This is a genomic window from Vibrio sp. KMM 9700 (assembly GCF_058545285.1).
The window spans coordinates 2,156,543-2,180,132 of record NZ_CM178589.1; the positions used below are offsets into that span (position 1 = coordinate 2,156,543).

The following is a 23,590-nucleotide window of genomic DNA, read 5'->3' on the forward strand; positions in this document are numbered from 1 at the left end:
ATTAATTCGCCCATAGTTTTTCTAGTTGATAGAGTTCACGCGGCGCTTCTTGCATTACATGGATCATGACACTGCCTAAATCAACTACGACCCATTCACCTTCATCTTCGCCATCAATGCCCAAGAGCTCAAGGCCAATTTTGCGCGCTTCAACTGCGACATTGTCTGCAATGGATGCAACGTGGCGTTTTGAGGTACCGGTGCAAATAATCATTGCATCCGTAATATTAGATTTGTCTGAAACATCTAAGGTGATGATATCTTCTGCTTTCATATCATCGGCTTTATCTGCTAGAAAGCTTTTTAAATCATTAAATTGCAACTGTGTATCCTTGGCTTTGATGGCAATCAAAAAGCGCTCTTGGCTTTTGATTGGGTGTTTAATTTCACTCACTTTAGCTTAAGCTTTAAATATTATTTAGCTTAAACCAAATGGGCGCTGATTATAGCATGAATTTTTTATTTTCAACCAGTTCAGACAAAAGCTTTACCTAAAGGGCTATTTCGCTGAGGCAATACATCTTGGCCCGTGCTGAAAAAGATTGAGATCTTACTTAAAGCTATCCACACATCTTGGTCAAAACTTGTTTTCGCCACCAACTCAATCTGAGTCAGTTCTTGGAGTAATTTTTGACATTTCAGTGGGCTTAAGCGATTTAATGCAGCTTGATAAAAAGGGCGCTTGTTCTGCCAAATTTTAAACTGGTTAAAGACTTGCGCCATTGGCATCTGCTGCATTGCATTATAAATTTGAATGAGCAAAAAAATCTCTTTTTGTATGCTGCGCAATAAAATAATCGGCTCACTGCCTTCGGCTTCTAGCTCACGTAAAATACGTTGTGCGCGTTTTGCTTTGCCTTCTAATAAGGCATCCGTCCATTGAAACGGGGTAAAGTGGTTATGCCTTGAAAGCGCTTGCTCTACTTTGAGCATGGTTAGGTTTTCATCCGGATAAAGCAATGCTAATTTATCTAGGCTTTGTTTTAACGCCAGTAAGTTGCCTTCATGCCATTGCGCCAGCATTTGAATCGTTTCTTGATCGGCTTTGAGTTTTAATTGCTGGCAGCGCTGACGCACAAAGTTAGGTAAATACTTTAAATCTGGCGTATTGCATAAAATAAGCAAACCGGTTTCGTGCAAGGCTTTAAACCATTTGGTATTTTCCATAGCACGATTAAATTTAGTGCTGACAAAAACTAGGCAAAGGTCGCTGTGCTGCATGCTGAGTAATTGGGTAAGAGGTTTTTGCACGCTAGCGTTAATTCCCGATTCAGGGATTTCCAACACAAAGACCTGTTTACTGGAGAATAAACCAAAGGCTTGTGCTTGTTGGAATAATTCATCCCAATTCAAGCTGCTATCAAGCGTATAGTGATATTTTTCTTCAAAACCTTGTTTTTGCAAGTGTTGCCAAATTAAATCTTGGCTTTCAATGCGTAGGAGCGGCTCATTTCCAAAAATCAAATAAATGGGGTGAGTACTCTTTGTAAGTGTTTCGGGCAGTTTGTCTGAATATATACGCACGAATCGGTTCCGAAAGTAAGATAAGAATTTGAGCTAGATGGTAATCAGACAAGGATATGTGCTGAAAGTTTCAACAAATATCCTTGTTTAGGTAATTGATTTTAGTTGCTTTGTGGGGCGACTTTTTCAAGCGTTACAGTGTCGTCTAAGGTCGTGATGGTTTGGGCTTCATCTTGCGCTTGTGCTTGCAATGCATTGGCGCTTTCAACGCTCGCTTCTGGCTCTTCAATCCCAAACATAGCTTCTTGCAAGTTGCGAGCAGGGCGCTGCGGCGCTTCGACTTCACCCGTATCAATCGCTGCTTGCTCTGCGGTGGCTTCAACAGCTTCAAGCTCGGCGGCGTGATTGGTGTCTTTTAAGCGCGCAAGTTGACGCATAATTTGCACTGCAGTTTCTTCTCGCATTTCATCTAAAAGCAAATCTTCTTCGATTGACTTTGCAAGCGATGCTTGTGGGTTATCAAGATAGCTGCGGCTTAAATAACTTGAAAGTTTTTGTGTGCCTTTACCTGGTAGAGTCACCTGATAGACAACAGTATAATTTAACTGCTTCTCTGCGGTGCGACCATTTTGATAAATCGAAAGAGTGCTATCGCTATCACTGCCGTCATCATCTTCACTATCACTTTCGCTGATAAGATCAATGTTTGGAACATTTGCGCCAGGGGCAACAATTTCAATATCATTGTTTCTTAGCTGTTTGCGCAGGGCTTTGGTGACAGTGCTGTATTCATCATAGCTTGTCAGTGAAACCTTATCGATACCTTCTGGAAGCAGGTATTCACCTCGCAGGTGGAAGCCACAAGCGCTTAGTGCGATTGATAAACTTGCAATAGTAAAAATTTGAATAAAACGGTTGATATTGCGATTCACAAAAGATCCCTCGGTTTGGTTGATGTCGCGACACCCTTATTATGCAAAAAAATGAGGAGCAATGGAAATCACTCCTCATTTATTTGTCTTAGGTCGACTTTATCGTCAACAATATTAGTTTGCTACAATGTTAAGCAGCTTACCTGGTACATAGATCACTTTACGAATCGTTTTGCCATCCGTAAATTTCGTCACGTTTTCATCAGATAGGCCTTGCGCTTCAACGCTTTCTTGGCTCGCATCTGCAGCGACTGTGATTTTAGCACGTAGCTTACCATTGACTTGAACAACGATTAGTTTTTCATCTTCAACGAGTGCTTTCTCATCATGGGTTGGCCAGCTTTCAGCATCGATATCTGTATCTGCCAGTGCAGACCACATTTCAAAGCAGATGTGCGGCGCAATTGGGTAAAGCATACGAACCACAGCTTTAAGCGCTTCATCAAGAATAGCGCGATCTTGCTCGCTTTCTTGCGGTGCTTTGGCAAGTTTGTTCATTAGCTCCATAATGGCAGCAATTGCAGTGTTGAAGGTTTGGCGACGGCCAACATCATCCGATACTTTGGCAATGGTTTTGTGAATATCACGACGCAGTGCTTTTTGATCTGAGCTTAATGCGCCAAGATCAAGTGCGCTGACTTCACCTTTGCTGCTGTGCTCAGACACAAGTTTCCAAACACGTTTTAGGAAGCGGTTGGCACCTTCAACGCCAGATTCTTGCCACTCAAGTGTCATGTCAGCAGGCGATGCAAACATCATAAATAGGCGAACTGTATCCGCGCCGTATTTATTCACCATCTCTTGTGGATCGATACCATTGTTTTTCGACTTAGACATTTTGATCATGCCTGAGTGCTCAACACTACGACCTTGGTTATCTGTTGCGCTAACAATGCGGCCTTTGCCATCACGCTCAACAGTTACATCTGTTGGTGCAACCCACTCTTTAGTGCCTTTTTCATTGGTATGATAGAAAGCGTCTGCTAGCACCATGCCTTGGCAAAGAAGTTGTTTGTATGGCTCATCAGAGGTGACAAAACCTGCGTCACGCAATAATTTGTGGAAGAAGCGTGAGTAAAGTAGGTGCATACACGCGTGCTCGATCCCGCCGATGTATTGATCAACAGGTAGCCAATAGTTAGCTTTTTCTGGATCTAAAATATCATCCGCTTGTGGTGAGCAGTAACGTGCGTAGTACCAAGATGACTCCATGAAAGTATCAAAAGTATCGGTTTCACGTAGCGCATGCTCGCCATTGAATGTGGTTTCAGCCCAAGCTTTATCTGCTTTAATTGGACTCGTCACGCCATCCATTACGACATCTTCAGGTAGAATAACTGGTAAATCAGCTTCTGGCACTGGGTGAACTTCACCGTCATCAGTGGTCACCATAGGAATTGGCGCGCCCCAATAACGTTGACGAGAAACGCCCCAGTCACGTAGACGGAAGTTAACTGTTTTCTTGCCTTTGCCTTCAGCTTCTAGTTTTGCCGCGATTGCATCAAATGCATCTTGGAAATCAAGACCATCAAACTCACCAGAGTTAAATAGTTTGCCTTTTTCAGTATAAGCCGCTTCAGAGATATCTGGTGCATTGCCTGCTTCATCTAAGATAACTGCTTCAATATCTAGGCCATACTTAGTTGCAAATTCAAAGTCACGTTGATCATGTCCAGGAACCGCCATCACAGCACCTGTGCCGTAATCCATCAATACAAAGTTCGCCACATATACTGGCACTTCACGACCATTTAAAGGGTGGATAGCCGTTAAGCCTGTATCCATGCCTTTCTTTTCCATGGTCGCAAGTTCAGCTTCAGCAACTTTGGTGTTTTTACACTCGTCGATGAAAGCTGCAAGCTCAGGGTTGTTTTGCGCAGCAAGTTCAGCCAGTGGGTGACCTGCAGCGATGCCAACATAAGTCACGCCCATTAGCGTATCAGGACGTGTGGTATAAACTTCTAAGTCTTTTTGACCTTTTACGGCAAAGCTTAATTCAACACCTTCAGAGCGACCAATCCAGTTGCGCTGCATGGTTTTAACCATTTCAGGCCAGCCGTCAAGATTGTCTAAATCATCAAGTAGCTCTTGTGCGTACTCAGTGATTTTAATAAACCATTGTGGAATTTCTTTTTGCTCAACTGGGGTGTCACAACGCCAGCAGCAACCGTCTTCAACTTGCTCGTTGGCAAGAACTGTCATGTCGTTTGGACACCAGTTTACAGAAGAAGTCTTTTTATACACTAAGCCTTTTTCATACAGCTTGGTGAAGAATTTTTGCTCCCAACGGTAGTACTCAGGGGTACAAGTTGCAAATTCACGCGTCCAGTCATAACCAAAGCCCAAAAGTTTAAGCTGGTTTTTCATGTATTCGATGTTTTCATATGTCCAAGGTGCTGGCGCAGTTTTGTTTTTTACCGCTGCGTTTTCAGCGGGTAGACCAAAAGCATCCCAACCGATAGGTTGCATAACGTTTTTGCCTTGCAGGCGTTGATAGCGAGCAATGACATCACCAATGGTGTAGTTACGCACGTGACCCATGTGGAGACGACCACTTGGATATGGGAACATAGAGAGGCAGTAAAATTTTTCTTTATTTGCGTCTTCTGTGACTTCGAATGTTTTTTGGTTGTCCCAGTGCTGTTGAACTTTTTGTTCAATATCTTGCGGGTTATATTGCTCTTGCATCTTGAATACCATTAATGAAATTTGTGATACTGATCGAGATAGACGATACTTGATCTGCATAGAATACCTAAAGTAGGTGCTATCAACAATAACAATCTGTAGGAAAGCACCTAAATCTTAAGGAATAGCCAGCATATGAGGAGCCTTTATGCCAAAACGTCAGCAAGAATATAAAAAAGCACTCGAACACCTCATTGATAGCCTGAAACGTGCCGACCCAAAAGAGCAAGATGAAAAGAAGTCTGAGTCAAGCTTTATGCAGGCCGTGGAGGACATGGCAAAGGATGAATGGTCCTTAATTGCGACCTATTTGAAGTCAGATTTGAAGTCTTTTGGGCAAGAGTTCAAAAAGGCGCAAGAAACTGAAAAACAAACCGATGACCCTTTTATCGAACTAACCAAAGAATCAATTTGGGAGGGGCTTGCTGAAATTACCGATAAGACTCAACTGGAATGGATGGAAGTTTTCCAAGACTTTGAGCATAAAGGTGTGTATGAAGTGGATGATGTGATTGGGCTTGGCATATTAGTTTGTGATAAATGTCAGCATAAACGTACCTATAACCATGCGAGCATTGTTGAGCCTTGTATTAAATGCGGCAATGGCACCTTCAAACGCGAGTCGCTAAATCCTTAATTTTTATAGCTTGTTATCGCTAGTTAGAGAATGAATATAGTGGAGCAAAAATAGCATGTTAGATCGCTGTTTTTGCTCCTTTTTTATGTCATTCGATCACTGGCTTATTGTGACTTTCTTTGGGCTAAATAACAAAACACACAACCAAATAAACACCAGATATAAAGTAAATAAGAGCCTAAATAACGATATGGCGTATTGCCTTTGCTCGTTGGCACTTCTATATCCAAAACGCCAGTTTCAAACTGTGGAATAGTTTTTAAAACTTTACCTTTGAAATCTGTCACCCCTGTGACGCCATTATTGGTTGCGCGGATCATAGGTTTACCTAACTCAAGCGCGCGCATTCTTGCTATTTCAAAGTGTTGCAATGGGCCAATTGATTTACCAAACCAAGCATCATTGGAAAGGGTCAAAATATAATCTGTGTCATCTGTAATGTTTTGGCGCACTTGCTCGCTGAAAATAATTTCATAGCAAAGCGCTGCAGCAAAATGGCGTCCATTCGCTTCAACATTTTGTTGCACAAAACCGCCACGGCTAAATGACGACATTGGCAAGTTAAAGAAAGGCGCAAGTGGACGCAGCAAATCACCAAAAGGCACAAACTCACCAAAAGGTAGCAAGTGATGTTTGCTATATCTTGGTTGGCTGTCATAGTTATAGGCGCCATGCTCAGTTGCGCCTAAGCTAATCACACTGTTATAAAATTCGTTTAAGTTAGGCATATTAATAATGCCGGTGATTAGCGCAGTATCACTTTCACGCGCGGCTTCATCTATGTTGGCTAAAAATGCTGGCACTTGGTATTCAATCGATGGAATGGCAGCCTCCGGCCAGATCACCACATCGGCATCCCAATGCTCACGGGTGAGATCTGTGTATTTCATCAAGGTTGGCCATTGCTGATCTTTTTGCCATTTTAAATGCTGAGGGATATTCCCTTGAACCAGCGCAAAGCGTGTGTTGGAGTCTTTATCTTCTGTCACCCAAGCCACTTGATTTAAGAGATAACTTAGGCCAAAAATAGCTACAGGGACAACAAGGTAGCGATATTTTTTAGCTCGAGTGAAATTGTTATTGGTTGCTAACAAGACCAAGCTTGAAGCAATTAACATGATAGCTAAGGTAATTGCCTCGACACCAGAAACAGGTGCGAAGCCATTTAATGGACTATCGATTTGGCTGTATCCAAGCCAAAGCCAAGGAAAGCCCGTCATCACCCAGCCGCGTAGCCAATCACAAATCAGCCATAAAATAGGCGCAGCGAGCAATAAACGTCTTTTTTGACCGTTTTGATTTGCTGAGCCGTCTTTGTTATTGGGAAAGAATTTATTTAATAAATAGCCAAAAAGCGCAGGGTAAAGGGCTAAATAGCTCACTAGCAAGGTCATTAAGAAAAGACTTGCGATTTTAGGCATGCCGCCAAACGTATCAATACTGACGTGAACCCAGTTAATCCCTGTCCCAAATTGACCTATACCCCAGAAAAAACCTATCCAAGCGGCTTTTTTAACGCTTTGGTTATGTAATAAAAAGAGCAAAATAGCAGGGCTTAATATAGCCAAAGGCCAAAGGCTAAAAGGTGCGAAAGAAAGGGTAGCAAGTGCACCTGCTGCTGTGGCAAACAAAAACTGGAGACAAGATTTTTTCATAGATGCGACTGTAAATTTATTATTAGGTTGAGAATATCAATCAAGAGATCTTGGTTGCTGGATTAAAATAACCCAAGCAGAATCCTCGGCTTGGGTTATAGCGTTTCTTATACCAGCAGTTTGTGGCTTATGAAAGCGAAACACAAGTTTTTCATTGCGCGCTTACATAAGTTTTACAGCTATTAAATGCTGTCCATTGCTTCGTCGTCACCTTGGTTTGGGATGGTGACTTGAAGTTGGATAATACGACGGTTATCCGCCATGGTCACTTTAAAACTGTAACCATCAATGTCGACCACTTCACCGCGCTCTGGGAGGTGGCCAAAACTTGTCATCACAAGGCCGCCAACTGTATCTATGTCTTCATCGCTAAACTCGCAACCAAACTCTTGGTTAAAGTCATAGATAGGGGTGAGGGCTTTGACCGAATAGGTGTGTTTACTGAGTTTACGAATATCGACTGAGTCTTCTTCATCAAACTCATCTTCAATTTCACCAACAATTTCTTCTAAGATATCTTCGATAGTCACCAGACCAGACACGCCACCAAACTCATCGACCACAATAGCCATATGGTAGCGCTCTTCACGGAACTCTTTTAACAGACGGTCCACGCGTTTGCTTTCCGGCACAACCACTGCAGGGCGAACAACTTCTTCAATCGAGAAAGGTGTGCTGTCTGACACCAAATAACGGAGTAAATCTTTTGCCAGCAGGATCCCTTCAATATGATCTTTATCTTCGTTAATCACAGGGTAACGAGAGTGCGATGCATCGATGATCAAGGTCGCGAGTTCATCCAGACCATAGTCTTTATTGATAGTGACCATTTGTGAGCGTGGGATCATGATGTCACGAACACGCATTTCGGAGATCTCGATAACGCCTTCAAGCATATCTCGGGTGTCTGGATCAATGACGTGGTTTTCTTCTGAATCTCGGAAAACCTCCATCAGATCTTGACGATCTTTGGGTTCATTCTGGAATAGCTGGCCGACTCTTTCTAAGAATGACTTGCTACTGGGACCATCTGAAGTGTCTTTTTTATTTTCAGACGCTGAGGGTGAAGTTTCGCTGTTCATTTTATCTCTATTGTTGGTTACTACCGAAGTGGGTAGCGCACTTTATATTCTAGCATGATTGAAATTCTAACGTCTTGTTTGCTCAGAATTCCAATCATCTTGAATATATTAGATTCTAGTCTTTCTCTGTAATATATGGGTCAGCATACCCTAATTTCAACAGTATTTGTGTTTCTAATGTTTCCATTTCTTCAGCTTCATCATCATTTATGTGATCGAAACCTAATAAATGCAAACAACCATGCACCACCATATGTGCCCAATGGGCTTCTAATGGCTTGTCTTGGGCGCTTGCTTCTGCTTCAACAACAGATTTGCAGATCACCAAATCGCCAAGTAGATCTATCTCGATTCCCGGTGGCGCTTCAAAAGGAAATGACAACACATTAGTTGGTTTATCCTTGCCGCGATAATCAGAGTTAAGTGATTGACTTTCTACGCTATCGACCAAGCGGATAGTGACTTCTGCTTGCTCACGAAAGCCATTTAGCGCTGCTTCTAACCAAGCTTGGAAATTCGCTTCGGTTGGAAGGTCTTGCTCACTTTGGGTGGCGATTTGTAGATCGAGTTCAATTGTCATTATTTTTTGTCTCTTGAGATGAGCTTGATGCTTGATTAAAGATTGCCGCAGCTTGTGCTTCACGGGCTTCTTTTTCTTCACGACGTGCTTGTTCGCGCGCTTTACGCTCTTTTTGATCTTTCGCTTCCCACTTCTCATAGGCATTGACTATTCGTGCAACCACTGGGTGACGCACCACATCATCGGCTAAGAAGAAGTTAAAGCTAATATCATCGACTTCTGAAAGTACTTCAATCGCATGACGCAGACCAGAGCGCGCGCCGCGTGGTAAGTCGATTTGGGTCACGTCACCTGTGATCACGGCGCGTGAGTTAAAGCCAATACGGGTTAAGAACATTTTCATTTGCTCAACCGTGGTGTTTTGGCTTTCATCTAAGATGATAAAGGCATCATTTAAAGTTCGGCCACGCATATAAGCAAGAGGCGCGACTTCAATCACGTTGCGCTCAATCAGCTTTTCAACACGCTCAAAGCCAAGCATTTCAAATAAGGCGTCATACAGTGGGCGTAAATATGGGTCGACTTTTTGGCTTAAATCGCCTGGTAGAAAGCCAAGTTTTTCGCCGGCTTCAACCGCAGGGCGGGTGAGCAAGATGCGGCGCACTTCTTGGCGCTCAAGGGCGTCGACTGCTGCGGCCACAGCAAGGTAAGTTTTACCTGTCCCCGCAGGACCAATCCCAAAGCTAATGTCATGGCGCACCATATCAACCAAATACTTAGCTTGGTTTGGCGTACGCGGTTTGATCACGCCTTTTTTGGTTTTAATAAAAACTTCTTTGCCGTAATCAATTTCAGCTTTGGCTTCTTGCTCTAAAATACCGGTTTCTTTGATCGCAAGGTGGATCATTTCAGGCTCGATATCGACCATTTTGCCTTTAACTGGCGCAGTTTCGACATAAAGGGTTTTCAAAATATCTAAAGCGGCGGCAGCTGTATGTGGCTGACCAACAATTGTGAAATTCTGCCCGCGGTGATTGATTTCAACCCCAAGGCGGCGCTCAAGGTGCTTGATATTGTCATCAAAAGGGCCACATAGACTAGAGAGTCTTTGATTGTCTGAAGGCTCTAAACTCAGATCTAGGGTGGATAGTTTTTTAATATTTGCTTTGTTTGTATTGAATGCAGTTTCGCTCACAAATCCCTCTCTGGATGAATGCTGGTGCTTTAAAATAAATTGTATACCCTTCAATGATTTTGGGTATTGTATATAGCTAATTTAAGCCAGAATAAAGCAAATCGCAATTATCGAAATGATTTATCTTATCCTTCAAATTTATTTTGCTTATATACGACAACAAAAAACGGCTGAGAACTCCCTCAACCGTTTCGATTATAAAGCCTAAATATGACGATTCATTTATGGCGTAAAGGTCGCAACACCTAAGTCGTCTTCTTTGCGAACTTTTTCAATCATTTGCGCTGGTGTGATTTCAGAGCGCAGACCCATTTCACTTTCAGTGCGGATCAGCTCGCCGCGTAGTGAGTTCGGGAATACATCTACAATTTTCACATCAACGAATTGACCGATAAGATCAGCGCTGCCTTCAAAGTTCACCACACGGTTGTTTTCAGTACGACCACGTAGCTCCATCAAGTTTTTCTTCGATGGGCCTTCAACTAAGATGCGCTGCTCTGTATCAAGCATTAAGCGTGAATAGCGCATAGATTGGCTATTGATTTGCTGTTGCAGCTCATATAGGCGATCTTTCTTCTCTTGCTCTGGCGTATCACAAGGATAATCCGCAGCAGGCGTGCCTGGGCGAGGTGAGAAGATAAAGCTAAAGCTCATATCAAAATCAACATCTTTAATTAGCTTCATTGTCGCTTCGAAATCTTGCTTGGTTTCACCTGGGAAGCCAACAATAAAGTCAGAGCTGATTTGAATATCAGGACGCGCTTTACGCAATTTACGAATAATAGATTTATATTCGATTGCAGTGTGCGGACGTTTCATCATGGTTAAGATGCGATCTGAGCCTGATTGCACTGGCAGGTGCAGGAAGCTAACTAGCTCTGGTGTATCTTCATAGACTTCGATAATGTCATCGGTAAACTCAAGCGGGTGGCTTGTGGTAAAGCGAATGCGGTCGATGCCATCAATTGATGCCACAAGGCGTAGCAATTGCGCGAAGGTACAAATGTCGCCATCATGCATAGGGCCACGGTAAGCATTTACGTTTTGGCCAAGCAGGTTGACTTCACGCACGCCTTGCTCAGCAAGTTGCGCCACTTCAAATAGCACATCATCCATAGGACGGCTAACTTCCTCACCACGGGTGTAAGGCACGACGCAGTAAGTACAATATTTAGAGCAGCCTTCCATGATAGAAACGAATGCAGTTGCGCCTTCAGCTTTTGGCTCTGGCAAGCTATCAAATTTTTCAATTTCAGGGAAGCTGATGTCCATCACAGGGCCCGTGTTTGATTGAGATTGTTTAATCATCTCAGGCAAACGGTGCAGGGTTTGTGGACCAAAAATTACATCAACAAAAGGTGCACGTTGACGAATGTGATCGCCTTCTTGGGTAGCAACGCAGCCGCCCACGCCAATCACGACACCTTCTTTTTTGTCTTTTAGGGTTTTCCAACGGCCAAGTTGGTGGAAGACTTTTTCTTGGGCTTTTTCACGAATAGAGCAAGTGTTTAGGAGTAAAACATCTGCTTCTTCAGGCACTTCTGTTAGTTCATAACCATTGGCTGCGCCTAGAAGATCGGCCATTTTAGATGAATCATATTCATTCATCTGACAGCCCCAAGTTTTGATAAGTAATTTTTTAGTCATAATAATATCGCTCGTTAAGATCAAGTTCGCATTTTAAACTGCGGTTGATTGATTTGCTCTTCCAGTGAAAAGGAGCAAACGCCTAGTGGCTGCTTGGTTTTTATACGCAGGGCCTAGGGGCGCATATTGTACGGCTTTCGAGCAGTAATGACTAGTTTTTTGAAGCTTGTCGATTTAATTTTCCCAAGATCTTTGGCTATTTTCGCTAAGCCTTGGTTTTCCTATCCATTTTTCAGGTAAAATAATCCTAATTATCTTTTTATTATTAAGCTCATTTTCAGTATTTTGAGCTATCAGGACAGTTGAGGCAGGAATGACCCAGTATGATGTTGTGGTGATCGGTGGTGGCATGGTAGGCGCAGCAGCGGCGCTTGGTCTTGCACGGCAAAAGAAAAAAGTCGCTTTAGTTGAAGGGTATGCGCCGCAGGAATTTTCGCCAGAGCAAGCGATGGACTTACGAATCAGTGCGATCTCCAAAACATCGATTGATCTTTTAAAAAGCTTGCGCGCTTGGGAAAGTATTGAGTCTAAACGTATTCATCCTTATTCTGGGCTTGAAACTTGGGAGCTTGAGGCATGTCGAACACGCTTTGCAGCAAGTGATATTCATTTATCTGAGCTTGGGGTGATGGCGGAAAACCGCATTCTACAATTGGGTTTGTGGGAGCAGTTTGATGATTTTGATAATTTAGATATATTTTGCCCAGATACGCTAGATAAGATTAACTTTGCGCAAGAAAAGAGCTTAAATCACGTCTATTTATCTTCTGGAAAAATACTAGAAACAGCGTGGATCTTAGGCTGTGATGGTGCAAACTCAAAAGTACGTGAGATGGCAGGTATTGGGATCACTGCGTGGGATTATCGTCAGCGCTGCATGCTTATCAATGTGAAAACTGTCTCTAAAATCCAACATCATACGACATGGCAATGTTTCTATCCTAGCGGTCCTCGTTCATATTTGCCACTTGCTGGCAATCAAGCATCACTCGTTTGGTATGACTCGCCGCAGAAAATCAAACAATTAGAGCGATTGCCTATGCCTGAGTTGAGCGCGCAGATCATGCAGGCTTTCCCTGCTGAGCTTGGCGAGATAGAAGCTTTGCAAGCGGCTTCGTTTGCTTTAACCCGTCGTCATGCGCAAAAATATGTTGCGCGAGGCTGTGTGCTACTGGGGGATGCAGCGCATACGATCAACCCGCTAGCAGGGCAAGGCGTAAACCTTGGTTTTAAAGACGTGTGGGCGCTGTTAGAAGAAGTTGCAGATAAAGGCTTAACATTAGAAGCCATGCAAAGCTATGAGTCTCTAAGACGTAAAGATAATTTACTCATGCAAACTGGAATGGATGTGTTTTATCAAGCGTTTAGCAATGATATTTTGCCGTTGAAGTTGGCGCGTAATTTGGGGCTAAAACTTGCTGAGCATTCAGGGGGAGTAAAGAACCAAGTTTTAAAATATGCACTTGGGCTTTGATGTGTCGATTTTAATTAATGTGGTGATTTGATGAGGTGGAGCAGGCTCCACCTTTTATTTTTCTATCTGCCAGATACTAAAAAACCCACATATAGTGGGCTTTCTAATCTTCATCAAGAAGAAATAATGGTGCGGAAGGAGAGACTTGAACTCTCACACCTTACGGCGCCAGAACCTAAATCTGGTGCGTCTACCAATTCCGCCACTTCCGCATCAATTTTGTGGTCACTTAGATGATTGGTGAATCTAAGGACGTTGTCTTTTACTTAAATAGTGGCTGGGCTACCTGGATTTGAACCAGGGAATGCCGGCATCAAAAGCCGGTGCCTTACCGCTTGGCGATAGCCCAACAGATCTTCATACGAAGAATAATGGTGCGGAAGGAGAGACTTGAACTCTCACACCTTGCGGCGCCAGAACCTAAATCTGGTGCGTCTACCAATTCCGCCACTTCCGCATCAATTTTGTAGTCTCTTAGATGATTGGTGAATCTAAGGACGTTGTCTTTATTTTGGACTTTACCAAAATCACTTAGTTAAAACTAAGTTTAAATAGTGGCTGGGCTACCTAGATCAAACTCAGGGAATGTTCAAGGTAAACAAATCAAAAGCCTCGGCTTATCGATTCAATTTCAGCGCTTTAAATAATGGCTGGGCTACCTGGATTCGAACCAGGGAATGCCGGCATCAAAAGCCGGTGCCTTACCGCTTGGCGATAGCCCAACTAAACTTAATCGGAGACTGTTCTAAAAAGAATGCTCAACGATAAAATAATGGTGCGGAAGGAGAGACTTGAACTCTCACACCTTGCGGCGCCAGAACCTAAATCTGGTGCGTCTACCAATTCCGCCACTTCCGCATCAATTTTGTAGTCTCTTAGATGATTGGTGAATCTAAGGACGTTGTCTTTATTTTGGATTCCTCCAAAATTACTTAGTAGAACTAAGCTAAATAGTGGCTGGGCTACCTGGATTCGAACCAGGGAATGCCGGCATCAAAAGCCGGTGCCTTACCGCTTGGCGATAGCCCAACTAAACTTAATCGGAGACTGTTCTAAAAAGAATGCTCAACGATAAAATAATGGTGCGGAAGGAGAGACTTGAACTCTCACACCTTGCGGCGCCAGAACCTAAATCTGGTGCGTCTACCAATTCCGCCACTTCCGCATCAATTTGTCATCACATCGATAATTGGAGAATCAATATGAATTTGTATGGTGGCTACGACGGGATTCGAACCTGTGACCCCATCATTATGAGTGATGTGCTCTAACCAGCTGAGCTACGTAGCCAAATTTTGTTTGAGCCAAGAAATATAGAATAACTTATCTCAAAAGTCTAGTTTTTTTTACTAGATACCCAAAAGGGTGAAAATGGCTGGGCTACCTGGATTCGAACCAGGGAATGCCGGCATCAAAAGCCGGTGCCTTACCGCTTGGCGATAGCCCAACTAAACTTAATCGGAGACTGTTCTAAAAAGAATGCTCAACGATAAAATAATGGTGCGGAAGGAGAGACTTGAACTCTCACACCTTGCGGCGCCAGAACCTAAATCTGGTGCGTCTACCAATTCCGCCACTTCCGCATCAATTTGTCATCATATCGATAATTGGAGAATCAATATGAATTTGTATGGTGGCTACGACGGGATTCGAACCTGTGACCCCATCATTATGAGTGATGTGCTCTAACCAGCTGAGCTACGTAGCCAAATTTTTGTTTTCCCATCAGCGTTTTGTTTGCTGCTTTGTCTTGGGAACGGGGCGCATTATGCGTATCTTCGCGTAACTCGTCAATAGTTTTTTTTGAATTTTTTAAAAAATAAGTGCGTTTGGTTTAAAACTAATCGAAATGTAGTGTTTATGAACGTTTTTGAGGTAGATCTCGTATAGATGTAAGCTTGAGCTACAGATTTTAGATATTGCTAAAAAGAAAAAAGACCAACTCGAGAGCTGATCTTTTTATTTTGTTATATTTGAAGACTAACTAATTGATTAATCTTTAAACATTGAAGCGGAAGTGAACAACATCACCATCTTTTACGATGTATTCTTTGCCTTCAAGACGCCATTTACCAGCTTCTTTTGCACCAGATTCGCCGTTATATTGGATGAAGTCATCATAACCAACAACTTCAGCGCGGATGAAGCCTTTCTCAAAATCGGTGTGGATCTTACCCGCAGCTTGCGGCGCAGTTGCACCAACAGGGATTGTCCATGCTCGGACTTCTTTTACGCCAGCGGTAAAATAAGTTTGCAAAGTTAATAGCTCATAACCGCTACGGATCACACGGTTAAGACCAGGCTCTTCAATGCCAAGATCTTCTAAAAACTCAGCTTTATCTTCTTCTTCAAGCTCAGAAAGTTCTGATTCAATTGCAGCACAGACTGGCACAACTACTGCATTTTCATGGCTTGCATGTTCACGCACTTGGTCAAGATAAGGGTTATTTTCAAAACCTTCTTCACTTACGTTTGCGATATACATAGTAGGTTTAAGGGTTAAGAAGTTAAGATAAGCAATAGCCGCTTCTTCTTCTTTTGCCAGTTCAACACTACGCGCCATACCGCCTTCGGTTAATACAGGAAGAAGTTTTTCAAGCACTTTGATTTCAAATTTAGCATCTGCATCACCGCCTTTGGCGCGTTTTGCTTGGCGTTGAATCGCACGCTCACAGGTGTCTAAATCTGCCAGTGCAAGCTCAAGGTTGATGACTTCAATATCATCAAGCGGTGAGATTTTACCTGCAACGTGGACGATGTTCTCATCTTCAAAGCAGCGCACAACGTGGCCAATCGCATCAGTTTCACGGATATTAGCTAGGAATTTGTTACCTAGACCTTCACCTTTTGATGCGCCAGCAACCAAACCTGCGATGTCAACAAACTCCATAGTTGTTGGCAAGATGCGCTCTGGGTTAACGATTTTAGCTAATGCATCCAAACGTAAATCAGGCACAGGCACAACACCTGTATTTGGTTCGATAGTACAAAACGGGAAGTTTGCCGCTTCGATACCAGCTTTAGTGAGTGCATTGAAAAGGGTTGATTTACCTACGTTTGGTAAACCGACGATGCCACATTTAAAACCCATGATATAAACCTTACTTGTAAATAATAGCTTTGAATAACTAAATATTGCTTATTCTGCTTTGAATGTATGAAGACGATTTTGCGCTTTAGCAAGCCCATCTTTTAATAAAATATCTAAACTGCGAACTGATTCATCCACCACTTCATCGAGACGCTTTTTGTCTGCTAAAGGTGGGCGACCAAGCACATAACCTGCCACTTTATCTTTGTGTCCAGGGTGACCAATACCGATACGTAAACGATAGAAATCTTTGTTATTTGCTTGCTTAGCAATGATATCGCGTAGGCCATTATGCCCGCCATGACCACCGCCTTTTTTAAACTTTGCGACGCCCGGAGGTAAGTCTAGCTCATCATGTGCCACCATGATCTCTTCTGGTTTAATTTGATAAAACTTCGCCACAGCCGCGACGGATTTACCAGAAAGGTTCATGAAAGTTGTAGGGATAAGCAAACGTAGATCTTGCCCTTGAGTCTGAATGCGGCCGGTTAAGCCAAAGAATTTTGCTTCTGGTTTTAGCGTAATATTATGCACACGTGCAAGTTCCTCAACGACCCAAGCGCCAGCATTATGACGAGTACCTAAGTATTGATCGCCAGGGTTAGCTAGCCCGACAAGAAGTTTGATTGGTTGTGTCACTATATATACCCTTTTATCTAAACCAGTATAGAAAGGGCGCATTCTACCATTTTTTGCTTGAAATACTAGCGATATGCCGTTTTGAGTGCCGAAGATCTTTCCCTATCAAGCGTAGACAATGTTATTTCTGCCTTGCTTTTTGACCTGATATAAAGCCTTATCCGCTCTTTGGTAAGCTTCTAAAATTTCATCTTCCTGAGCAAGTTTCGTGACACCTATAGAAATTGATATATGCAGGATAAGATCTTCTCGTGGCGCATGGGTTTCTTCGGATTGATCCTTTAATTGGATATGGAATGGGTATTGTGCAATATATTGGCGCAGTCTTTCTAAATACTTCTTGAGAACATCAATATCTTGGGTGTGTAATAGTAAGACAAACTCTTCACCGCCAATGCGGGCTAAATGATCTTTGGCTTGGCAAAAGCTTTGTAGGCGTTGCGCCAGTTCAATTAAAACCATATCCCCAACGGGGTGCCCATAGGTGTCGTTGACCTTTTTGAAGAAGTCTATATCTAAGACACACAAATAGTATTCTTCGGCGGTGTTTGATTCGATAATATTGTCTAATACTTTTCGAATATAGCGGCGGTTGTGGATTTGAGTGAGTTCGTCAATTTCGAGCAGGCGCTTGACTCTTTCTTCTCTTTTAACTCTATCCGTCACTATATTGATAAAAGTGCATAACGCCTCTTGGCCTTGCCAGATAATAGGTTTATCAGTGATTTCAGCAATCACTGGGTTTCCTTTGAGATCAATATGCGGCACAACTTTGGCGGGTGTTTGTGCATTATCAAAGGCAAGTTGATAACGTTCTTTGGAGTCTTGATGCTCGTCTGGATTAATTAAAGTTAAGAGTGAATCTAAGCTTAGAATATCTTCGGCGCTCTCTAGGCCACTAAAGGCGGCAAAAGCATCGTTTGCATATAAAGGTTTGAAGTTCATATGTACGACGACAGGGCTGGGATGGATATCTAGTATATGTTTGAATTCATTCATAACTTTTTATTATAATTTGAGGCGATATGATAGCTGCCATTTAAACAGTTTTACTCATTGAATGCAGAGGGCTAAATCAAAAAATAAGTAAAAGTCGTTTTTTTATTGTAAATACAAGTTTGAGAGTCTAGCGAATTAAAAGTGAAAAAAAGCCCAGAAATAATTTCTGGGCTTAAGATTTTGTTTACTTAATCACTATATCTAGCTTAGTTAAACATTGCAGAGATAGACTCTTCATTGCTGATACGACGGATCGCTTCAGCAAGCATGCTTGAAAGTGTTAACTGAGTGACTTTACCTGTTGCTGCCATTTCTGGAGATAGGGTAATTGAGTCAGTTACAATCACTTGGTCAAGCACTGAGTTTGCAATGTTTTGCGCGGCTGTACCAGAGAATACTGGGTGCGTTGCATAAGCGAATACACGCTTCGCGCCACGCTCTTTTAGTGCTTCAGCAGCTTTACAAAGTGTGCCACCTGTATCAATCATGTCATCAACGATCACGCAATCGCGACCTTTCACATCACCGATAAGGTTCATGACTTCAGAAACGTTTGCACGTGGGCGACGCTTATCAACGATAGCGATATCTGTGTCATCGAGCATTTTCGCTGTTGCGCGAGCACGTACAACGCCGCCTAGATCAGGAGAAACCACAACTGGATCTTCAAGACCACGAGAGCGCATATCTTCCATTAGTACAGGTGTACCGAAGATATTGTCTACAGGTACATCGAAGAAGCCTTGGATTTGCTCTGCGTGTAGGTCGATAGTTAGGACGCGGTCAACACCAACGTTAGAAAGGAAATCAGCAACAACTTTAGCCGTAATTGGCACACGAGCAGAACGCACACGGCGGTCTTGACGCGCATAACCAAAGTATGGGATCACAGCAGTAATACGACCGGCTGATGCGCGGCGCATTGCATCGATCATTACAACTAGTTCCATAAGGTTATCGTTGGTTGGGGCACAAGTTGATTGAATGATGAATACATCACTACCACGGACATTTTCGTTGATCTGTACAGCGACTTCGCCGTCAGAGAAACGGTTAACAGTGGCATCTCCTAAAGAGATATAGAGACGATCAGCAATACGTTGGGCTAGTTCAGGTGTGGCGTTACCAGCAAATAGCTTCATATCAGGCACGGTGGAAACCTCGGGTTGCGTCCAGTTTTAAAATAGATTGTGAATTTACCTTACAAGTATAAAGTAAATTTGTTGTTTTTTTAAGCATTAGTTGAATCAGCATTGCTTTAAATTAATTCAACCTAGCTTTAATTAGAGAGTATCTTGGCTTAGATAGCTTTCTAATGCTAAATGTAACGACGAGGTGTTGATACCTTGCGCGACAAAAACTTCAGCATTTGGGTCTAATTCTTCTTTGGTAGTGAGCGCTTGTTGGGCGCGCAGGGCATCTTCTTTGCTGGAAAAAGTAGCAAAAATACAAGCACCTGTACCTGTCAGTCTAGACGGCGCATATTGTAGCAGCGATGAAAGCGCACTTGCAACCTTAGGATAGAGTAAAGTCACAATTTTTTCGCAATCGTTTTCGTAATTGCTCTCTAAAAGCTGATTTAGTGGGCGTTTTGGGGTGTTACGAGTTAAATCTTTGTGCGTAAAGATATCAGCTGTCGAAATATGTTGATCGGGTTTTACAACTAAGTACCAATCTTGTTTTGGCGTGACAGGGGTAAGATCCTCGCCAACGCCTTGGGCAAATGCTGCTTGGCCTTTGACAAATACTGGCACATCAGCGCCAAGTTTTAGCCCAATTTGTGCCAGCTCATCTAAGCTAAACTTAAAGCCCCACAAAAAGTTTAATGCAACGAGAGTGGTTGCAGCATCTGAAGAGCCGCCCCCTAAACCGCCGCCCATAGGTAAGATTTTCTCAAGCTCAATCTGTGCGCCAAGTGTCTCTAAATCAGAGATAGAATAGTTTTGCGTTGCTTGGGCGGCATCGAGTAAAGATTTAGCTGCGCGATAAATCAAATTATCTTCCAGTGCGACTCCTTCAATTTCAGGCAAGATGCTGATTTCTCCAGAGTGATTTGGAGTAATGGTTAAAGTATCGGCATAATCGAGGAACTGAAACAAGGTTTGTAAATCGTGATAACCATTGTCACGCTGGCCGGTGATATATAAAAATAAGTTTAATTTGGCTGGGGCAGGCCAATGGGTTTTACGTCCCCAATATTTTGAATGCATGTGTAACCATTAAAATAAAAGTTAATAATACCAATTTGTAATTGCGAGCTTGAGTTCAGTTTGGCCTTGGCGCAAGACAATGCTTTTCGGCATGCCTAGTAATGCTTGCGTCGTTTGCGCAGCGCTTTGATAACTTTGATAAATCAGCTGCCAATTTTGATGCTCAATTTGCTTGGTAAAGCTTTGTACGCGGCCATTTGGATTTAACTGGATCGTATCCGCGCCACTTGGCAAGCCTTTGAGCCAGTCTGGGAGTTGGGTAACCGGAACATTTATTCCAGACAGTTCAGCGACTAAAGCATCAGCATCTTGTGATTGATAGGTTTGATTATGCAAATCAACAATTTGAGTGCCTTGCGCGGTGATTTCAACGGTTAACACTGTCTGGCCAATAAAACTAAATAGACGTAGCTTGGTGTAATTTGGTTTTTGGCTCAAAGAGAAGTTTAAGCTCTTTTTTTGGTGCGCATCGCGGTAGGCAATCTTACCGCTGGCTTGATAGGTATCCAGAGCTTGCAAAGCCGCTTGATGCTCAGGCCATGAGGTTTTGGGTAAGTTATCTGGTGTTGTGCTACAAGCGCTAAGCAAGGCGCAAACAAATAAAATCAAAAAGGGCGTTTTAAAGCGCATAATATTCATCGGAAAAACCAATTTATTTAATTGATATTAATTCTTATTTGTATTTATAAGCGGTTAATAACAAGTTGAAACCAATCTCTAATTAATAATGATTATCAATAAGAGGAATATAAGCGAAGTATATCACTTTATATTGTTATTTTATCGAATTAAAGGGGAAGTTGCTTTCATTCATTTATTGCATCAAGTAAAATTAAGCGTCTTTTTCATTCATTTTGAGTATTATTTTTTTTCATGTCTTTGCTTGCAATTGGAATCAATCACAATACAGCTTCGGTCGACCTCCGCGAAAAAGTTGCCTTTTCACCTGAAAAACTTGAAAGTGCTTTATCTGCCATTCGAGAGAGTCAGGCAATCAAAAGCGGTGTGATCTTATCGACCTGTAATCGCACAGAAATCTATTGTGATCTTGCCCAAGGTGCGACAGAGCAAGATGTGATCGACTGGCTAGTTGAGTTTCACGACTTAGATCATGAACTGGTGATGCCTTCTGTATATGTCTATCCAGAAGAAGCCGCAGTGAAGCATTTAATGCGTGTCGCCGCAGGTCTTGATTCGCTTATTTTAGGTGAGCCGCAGATCTTAGGCCAAGTCAAGCAAGCCTATGCCAAAGCGCAAGAAATGAAAGCCGTGAATGGCTTAACTGAAAAATTCTTCCATAAAGTCTTCTCGGTTGCTAAACGAATCCGCACTGAAACAGAGATTGGTGGTAGCGCCGTTTCTGTGGCTTATGCGGCTTGTATCTTGGCAAAACAAATCTTTGAATCAATGAAAAACATCACTGTGCTACTGGTTGGCGCAGGCGAGACGATTGAGCTGGTCGCCAAGCATTTAGCGGATACCAACTGCAAACGCATGATCGTTGCCAACCGCACTATCGAGCGCGCACATACCCTTGCCGACCAATTTGGCGCTGATGTGATAAGCCTTGCCGAAATCCCTGAAACCTTGCATCACGCAGATATAGTGATAAGCTCTACCGCCAGTCAATTGCCGATTATAGGCAAAGGGACAGTGGAAACTGCATTAAAAAGACGTAAATATCAACCTATGCTGTTTGTTGATATTGCGGTGCCGCGTGACATCGAGCCACAAGTCGGTGATTTGAGCGATGCATATTTATATAGTGTGGATGACTTACAAGGGATAGTGAATCAAAATATGGCGCAGCGTAAAGTTGAAGCCGTGCAAGCAGAAGCCATCGTAATGGAAGAGTGTGTCGCTTTTATGGGCTGGCTAAACTCATTACAAGCAGTTGATAGTATTCGTGATTATCGAAATCAAGCCACGCAAGTAAAAGAAGATTTGGTGGCCAAAAGCTTAAACACGCTTGCTCAAGGCGGCGATCCTGAAAAGGTGTTGCGTGAACTTGCCAATAAACTAACCAACCGTCTCATCCATACCCCAACACGCGCGATGCAAGTTGTTGCAGAGCGAGGTGAAGTCGAAAAGCTTGAAGTGATCCGCCAAAGCTTAGGCCTTGAAAAGCCTTAGCGCGATATTTAGCGCAATGTAAAGCTTAGTGTTTGCACGCCCTTAGCAGACCAAGATAACGACTTCCTATTTAAGATATTTTTGTTAAGATCTTTTTATTAAAGATTTATAGATTAAGAGAACCTATGAAACCTTCTATTTTAACCAAACTTGAAACCTTAGTTGAACGCTACGAAGAGGTCCAACACCTTCTTGGCGATCCTGACGTGATTGGGGATCAAGACAAGTTCCGCGCACTTTCAAAAGAATACTCTCAGCTTGAAGAGATCACTAAATGCTTCCAAAGCTATCAGCAAGCACAAGAAAACCTGCTTGAAGCCAATGAAATGGCGAATGAAGATGATGCTGAAATGCGTGAAATGGCGCAAGAAGAAATCACTCAAGCCAAAGCTGACATTGAGCGCTTGGAAGCTGAGCTGCAAATTCTGCTGCTACCAAAAGATCCAAACGATGAGCGTAACTGCTTCTTAGAAATTCGCGCCGGCGCTGGTGGTGATGAAGCCGGTATTTTTGCGGGTGATTTATTCCGCATGTATAGCCGTTTTGCTGAGAAAAAAGGCTGGCGTGTTGAAGTCATGAGCAGCAATGAATCTGAGCATGGCGGTTATAAAGAGATGATCGCGAAAGTTTCAGGTGATGGTGCATATGGCATTTTAAAATTTGAGTCAGGCGGTCACCGCGTGCAACGTGTGCCGGCAACAGAATCACAAGGTCGCGTGCATACTTCTGCATGTACTGTTGCTGTCATGCCTGAAGTGCCAGAAGCAGATATGCCAGAAATCAAAGCATCGGATCTTAAAATTGATACCTTCCGCTCATCGGGCGCTGGTGGTCAGCACGTTAACACCACGGATTCTGCAATTCGTATTACCCACTTACCAACAGGTACAGTGGTTGAGTGTCAAGATGAACGCTCGCAGCACAAAAACAAAGCCAAAGCTATGGCCGTGCTTGCTTCACGTATTATTCAAGCCGAAGAAGCAAAACGCGCTGCTGAAGTATCAGACACACGTCGTAACTTACTTGGCTCGGGCGATCGTAGTGACCGCATCCGTACCTATAACTACCCACAAGGGCGCGTATCGGATCACCGCATCAACTTAACCTTATATCGTCTATCTGAAGTGATGGAAGGTGACTTGCAATCATTGGCTGATCCTGTGATGCAAGAATATCAAGCGGATCAATTGGCAGCGCTTTCAGAGCAAAACTAATTGAATCAAA

Annotated in this window: 19 protein-coding genes and 11 tRNA genes; 4 read left to right on the forward strand and 26 right to left on the reverse strand. The window is 42.9% G+C overall.

Annotated features, from left to right (window positions below; translation table 11 throughout):
• Window position 1: 1 nt before the first annotated feature.
• From rsfS to leuS, 4 genes are all read right to left on the reverse strand, one after another.
• A complete protein-coding gene (gene rsfS, locus AC2VOY_RS09615) occupies window positions 2–322 on the reverse strand; it encodes a ribosome silencing factor (RefSeq protein ID WP_491833070.1) in 321 nt (106 codons plus the stop codon).
• Window positions 323–474: 152 nt separating this feature from the next.
• The gene (gene holA, locus AC2VOY_RS09620; protein ID WP_491831118.1) at window positions 475–1,524 is read right to left on the reverse strand and encodes a DNA polymerase III subunit delta; all 1,050 of its coding nucleotides are present in this window, start codon (window positions 1,522–1,524) and stop codon (window positions 475–477) included.
• Window positions 1,525–1,625: 101 nt separating this feature from the next.
• A complete protein-coding gene (locus tag AC2VOY_RS09625; protein WP_491831119.1) occupies window positions 1,626–2,396 on the reverse strand; it encodes an LPS-assembly lipoprotein LptE in 771 nt (256 codons plus the stop codon).
• 114 nt (window positions 2,397–2,510) lie between these two features.
• Window positions 2,511–5,084, reverse strand: coding sequence for a leucine--tRNA ligase (gene leuS / locus AC2VOY_RS09630; protein ID WP_491831121.1), 2,574 nt, complete (start codon window positions 5,082–5,084; stop codon window positions 2,511–2,513).
• Between the two features lie 148 nt (window positions 5,085–5,232).
• Between leuS and AC2VOY_RS09635 the strand changes: the two genes are divergently transcribed.
• The gene (locus AC2VOY_RS09635) at window positions 5,233–5,721 is read left to right on the forward strand and encodes a zinc ribbon-containing protein (protein ID WP_491831122.1); all 489 of its coding nucleotides are present in this window, start codon (window positions 5,233–5,235) and stop codon (window positions 5,719–5,721) included.
• Window positions 5,722–5,825: 104 nt separating this feature from the next.
• Here AC2VOY_RS09635 and lnt read toward each other — a convergent pair whose 3' ends face one another.
• From lnt to miaB, 5 genes are all read right to left on the reverse strand, one after another.
• Window positions 5,826–7,376 carry an apolipoprotein N-acyltransferase gene (lnt, locus tag AC2VOY_RS09640; protein ID WP_491831123.1) on the reverse strand — a complete coding sequence of 517 codons (1,551 nt, stop codon included), beginning with the start codon at window positions 7,374–7,376 and terminating at the stop codon, window positions 5,826–5,828.
• Window positions 7,377–7,558: 182 nt separating this feature from the next.
• Complete coding sequence (gene corC, locus AC2VOY_RS09645) at window positions 7,559–8,458, reverse strand: CNNM family magnesium/cobalt transport protein CorC (protein ID WP_491831124.1); 900 nt, start codon at window positions 8,456–8,458, stop codon at window positions 7,559–7,561.
• A 115-nt stretch (window positions 8,459–8,573) separates the two neighbouring features.
• Complete coding sequence (gene ybeY, locus AC2VOY_RS09650; protein WP_491831125.1) at window positions 8,574–9,038, reverse strand: rRNA maturation RNase YbeY; 465 nt, start codon at window positions 9,036–9,038, stop codon at window positions 8,574–8,576.
• Window positions 9,028–10,137 carry a PhoH family protein gene (locus AC2VOY_RS09655; protein ID WP_491833071.1) on the reverse strand — a complete coding sequence of 370 codons (1,110 nt, stop codon included), beginning with the start codon at window positions 10,135–10,137 and terminating at the stop codon, window positions 9,028–9,030. Before AC2VOY_RS09655 ends, ybeY begins: the two co-directional genes overlap by 11 nt.
• Window positions 10,138–10,395: 258 nt before the next feature.
• Entirely contained in the window at window positions 10,396–11,820 is a 1,425-nt protein-coding gene (miaB, locus tag AC2VOY_RS09660; protein WP_491831126.1) for a tRNA (N6-isopentenyl adenosine(37)-C2)-methylthiotransferase MiaB, read from the reverse strand.
• 313 nt (window positions 11,821–12,133) lie between these two features.
• Between miaB and AC2VOY_RS09665 the strand changes: the two genes are divergently transcribed.
• Entirely contained in the window at window positions 12,134–13,294 is a 1,161-nt protein-coding gene (locus tag AC2VOY_RS09665; RefSeq protein ID WP_491831127.1) for an FAD-dependent oxidoreductase, read from the forward strand.
• Between the two features lie 127 nt (window positions 13,295–13,421).
• Here AC2VOY_RS09665 and AC2VOY_RS09670 read toward each other — a convergent pair.
• The 17 genes from AC2VOY_RS09670 to lolB all read right to left on the reverse strand — a co-directional run bounded on the left by AC2VOY_RS09670 (window position 13,422) and on the right by lolB (window position 20,872).
• Window positions 13,422–13,506 (reverse strand) — tRNA-Leu (locus AC2VOY_RS09670).
• 62 nt (window positions 13,507–13,568) lie between these two features.
• A tRNA-Gln gene (locus AC2VOY_RS09675) sits at window positions 13,569–13,643 on the reverse strand.
• A gap of 23 nt (window positions 13,644–13,666) precedes the next feature.
• Window positions 13,667–13,751, reverse strand: a tRNA-Leu gene (locus AC2VOY_RS09680).
• A 190-nt stretch (window positions 13,752–13,941) separates the two neighbouring features.
• Window positions 13,942–14,016, reverse strand: a tRNA-Gln gene (locus AC2VOY_RS09685).
• A 51-nt stretch (window positions 14,017–14,067) separates the two neighbouring features.
• Window positions 14,068–14,152, reverse strand: a tRNA-Leu gene (locus AC2VOY_RS09690).
• A gap of 96 nt (window positions 14,153–14,248) precedes the next feature.
• Window positions 14,249–14,323: transfer RNA gene (locus AC2VOY_RS09695), tRNA-Gln, on the reverse strand.
• A 51-nt stretch (window positions 14,324–14,374) separates the two neighbouring features.
• A tRNA-Leu gene (locus AC2VOY_RS09700) sits at window positions 14,375–14,459 on the reverse strand.
• A 48-nt stretch (window positions 14,460–14,507) separates the two neighbouring features.
• A tRNA-Met gene (locus tag AC2VOY_RS09705) sits at window positions 14,508–14,584 on the reverse strand.
• Between the two features lie 82 nt (window positions 14,585–14,666).
• Window positions 14,667–14,741 (reverse strand) — tRNA-Gln (locus AC2VOY_RS09710).
• 51 nt (window positions 14,742–14,792) lie between these two features.
• Window positions 14,793–14,877 (reverse strand) — tRNA-Leu (locus tag AC2VOY_RS09715).
• A gap of 48 nt (window positions 14,878–14,925) precedes the next feature.
• Window positions 14,926–15,002: transfer RNA gene (locus tag AC2VOY_RS09720), tRNA-Met, on the reverse strand.
• Between the two features lie 291 nt (window positions 15,003–15,293).
• The gene (gene ychF / locus AC2VOY_RS09725) at window positions 15,294–16,385 is read right to left on the reverse strand and encodes a redox-regulated ATPase YchF (RefSeq protein ID WP_491831128.1); all 1,092 of its coding nucleotides are present in this window, start codon (window positions 16,383–16,385) and stop codon (window positions 15,294–15,296) included.
• A gap of 48 nt (window positions 16,386–16,433) precedes the next feature.
• A complete protein-coding gene (gene pth / locus AC2VOY_RS09730; RefSeq protein ID WP_491831129.1) occupies window positions 16,434–17,024 on the reverse strand; it encodes an aminoacyl-tRNA hydrolase in 591 nt (196 codons plus the stop codon).
• Window positions 17,025–17,129: 105 nt separating this feature from the next.
• The gene (locus AC2VOY_RS09735; protein WP_491831130.1) at window positions 17,130–18,023 is read right to left on the reverse strand and encodes a sensor domain-containing diguanylate cyclase; all 894 of its coding nucleotides are present in this window, start codon (window positions 18,021–18,023) and stop codon (window positions 17,130–17,132) included.
• 206 nt (window positions 18,024–18,229) lie between these two features.
• Window positions 18,230–19,174, reverse strand: coding sequence for a ribose-phosphate pyrophosphokinase (locus AC2VOY_RS09740; RefSeq protein ID WP_491831131.1), 945 nt, complete (start codon window positions 19,172–19,174; stop codon window positions 18,230–18,232).
• Between the two features lie 132 nt (window positions 19,175–19,306).
• Window positions 19,307–20,233: a 4-(cytidine 5'-diphospho)-2-C-methyl-D-erythritol kinase gene (gene ispE / locus AC2VOY_RS09745; protein ID WP_491831132.1), complete on the reverse strand. Its 927-nt coding sequence runs from the start codon at window positions 20,231–20,233 to the stop codon at window positions 19,307–19,309.
• A 21-nt stretch (window positions 20,234–20,254) separates the two neighbouring features.
• The gene (gene lolB / locus AC2VOY_RS09750; RefSeq protein ID WP_491831133.1) at window positions 20,255–20,872 is read right to left on the reverse strand and encodes a lipoprotein insertase outer membrane protein LolB; all 618 of its coding nucleotides are present in this window, start codon (window positions 20,870–20,872) and stop codon (window positions 20,255–20,257) included.
• A gap of 234 nt (window positions 20,873–21,106) precedes the next feature.
• Between lolB and hemA the strand changes: the two genes are divergently transcribed.
• Window positions 21,107–22,366, forward strand: a complete 1,260-nt coding sequence (gene hemA / locus AC2VOY_RS09755; protein ID WP_491831135.1) for a glutamyl-tRNA reductase — start codon at window positions 21,107–21,109, stop codon at window positions 22,364–22,366.
• 125 nt (window positions 22,367–22,491) lie between these two features.
• On the forward strand, window positions 22,492–23,580 hold the full coding sequence (prfA, locus tag AC2VOY_RS09760; protein WP_491831136.1) for a peptide chain release factor 1: 1,089 nt from the start codon (window positions 22,492–22,494) through the stop codon (window positions 23,578–23,580).
• The last annotated feature ends 10 nt before the right edge of the window (window positions 23,581–23,590 follow it).

Excerpts from the sequence above, each read along its gene's own strand:
- ispE (WP_491831132.1), bottom strand. The coding sequence starts at position 20,233 with ATGCATTCAAAATATTGGGGACGTAAAACCCATTGGCCTGCCCCAGCC.
- ychF (WP_491831128.1), bottom strand. The coding sequence starts at position 16,385 with ATGGGTTTTAAATGTGGCATCGTCGGTTTACCAAACGTAGGTAAATCA.
- AC2VOY_RS09635 (WP_491831122.1), top strand. The coding sequence starts at position 5,233 with ATGCCAAAACGTCAGCAAGAATATAAAAAAGCACTCGAACACCTCATT.
- leuS (WP_491831121.1), bottom strand. The coding sequence starts at position 5,084 with ATGCAAGAGCAATATAACCCGCAAGATATTGAACAAAAAGTTCAACAG.
- lnt (WP_491831123.1), bottom strand. The coding sequence starts at position 7,376 with ATGAAAAAATCTTGTCTCCAGTTTTTGTTTGCCACAGCAGCAGGTGCA.
- miaB (WP_491831126.1), bottom strand. The coding sequence starts at position 11,820 with ATGACTAAAAAATTACTTATCAAAACTTGGGGCTGTCAGATGAATGAA.
- lolB (WP_491831133.1), bottom strand. The coding sequence starts at position 20,872 with ATGAATATTATGCGCTTTAAAACGCCCTTTTTGATTTTATTTGTTTGC.
- AC2VOY_RS09735 (WP_491831130.1), bottom strand. The coding sequence starts at position 18,023 with ATGAATGAATTCAAACATATACTAGATATCCATCCCAGCCCTGTCGTC.
- ybeY (WP_491831125.1), bottom strand. The coding sequence starts at position 9,038 with ATGACAATTGAACTCGATCTACAAATCGCCACCCAAAGTGAGCAAGAC.
- corC (WP_491831124.1), bottom strand. The coding sequence starts at position 8,458 with ATGAACAGCGAAACTTCACCCTCAGCGTCTGAAAATAAAAAAGACACT.
- hemA (WP_491831135.1), top strand. The coding sequence starts at position 21,107 with ATGTCTTTGCTTGCAATTGGAATCAATCACAATACAGCTTCGGTCGAC.
- prfA (WP_491831136.1), top strand. The coding sequence starts at position 22,492 with ATGAAACCTTCTATTTTAACCAAACTTGAAACCTTAGTTGAACGCTAC.
- AC2VOY_RS09665 (WP_491831127.1), top strand. The coding sequence starts at position 12,134 with ATGACCCAGTATGATGTTGTGGTGATCGGTGGTGGCATGGTAGGCGCA.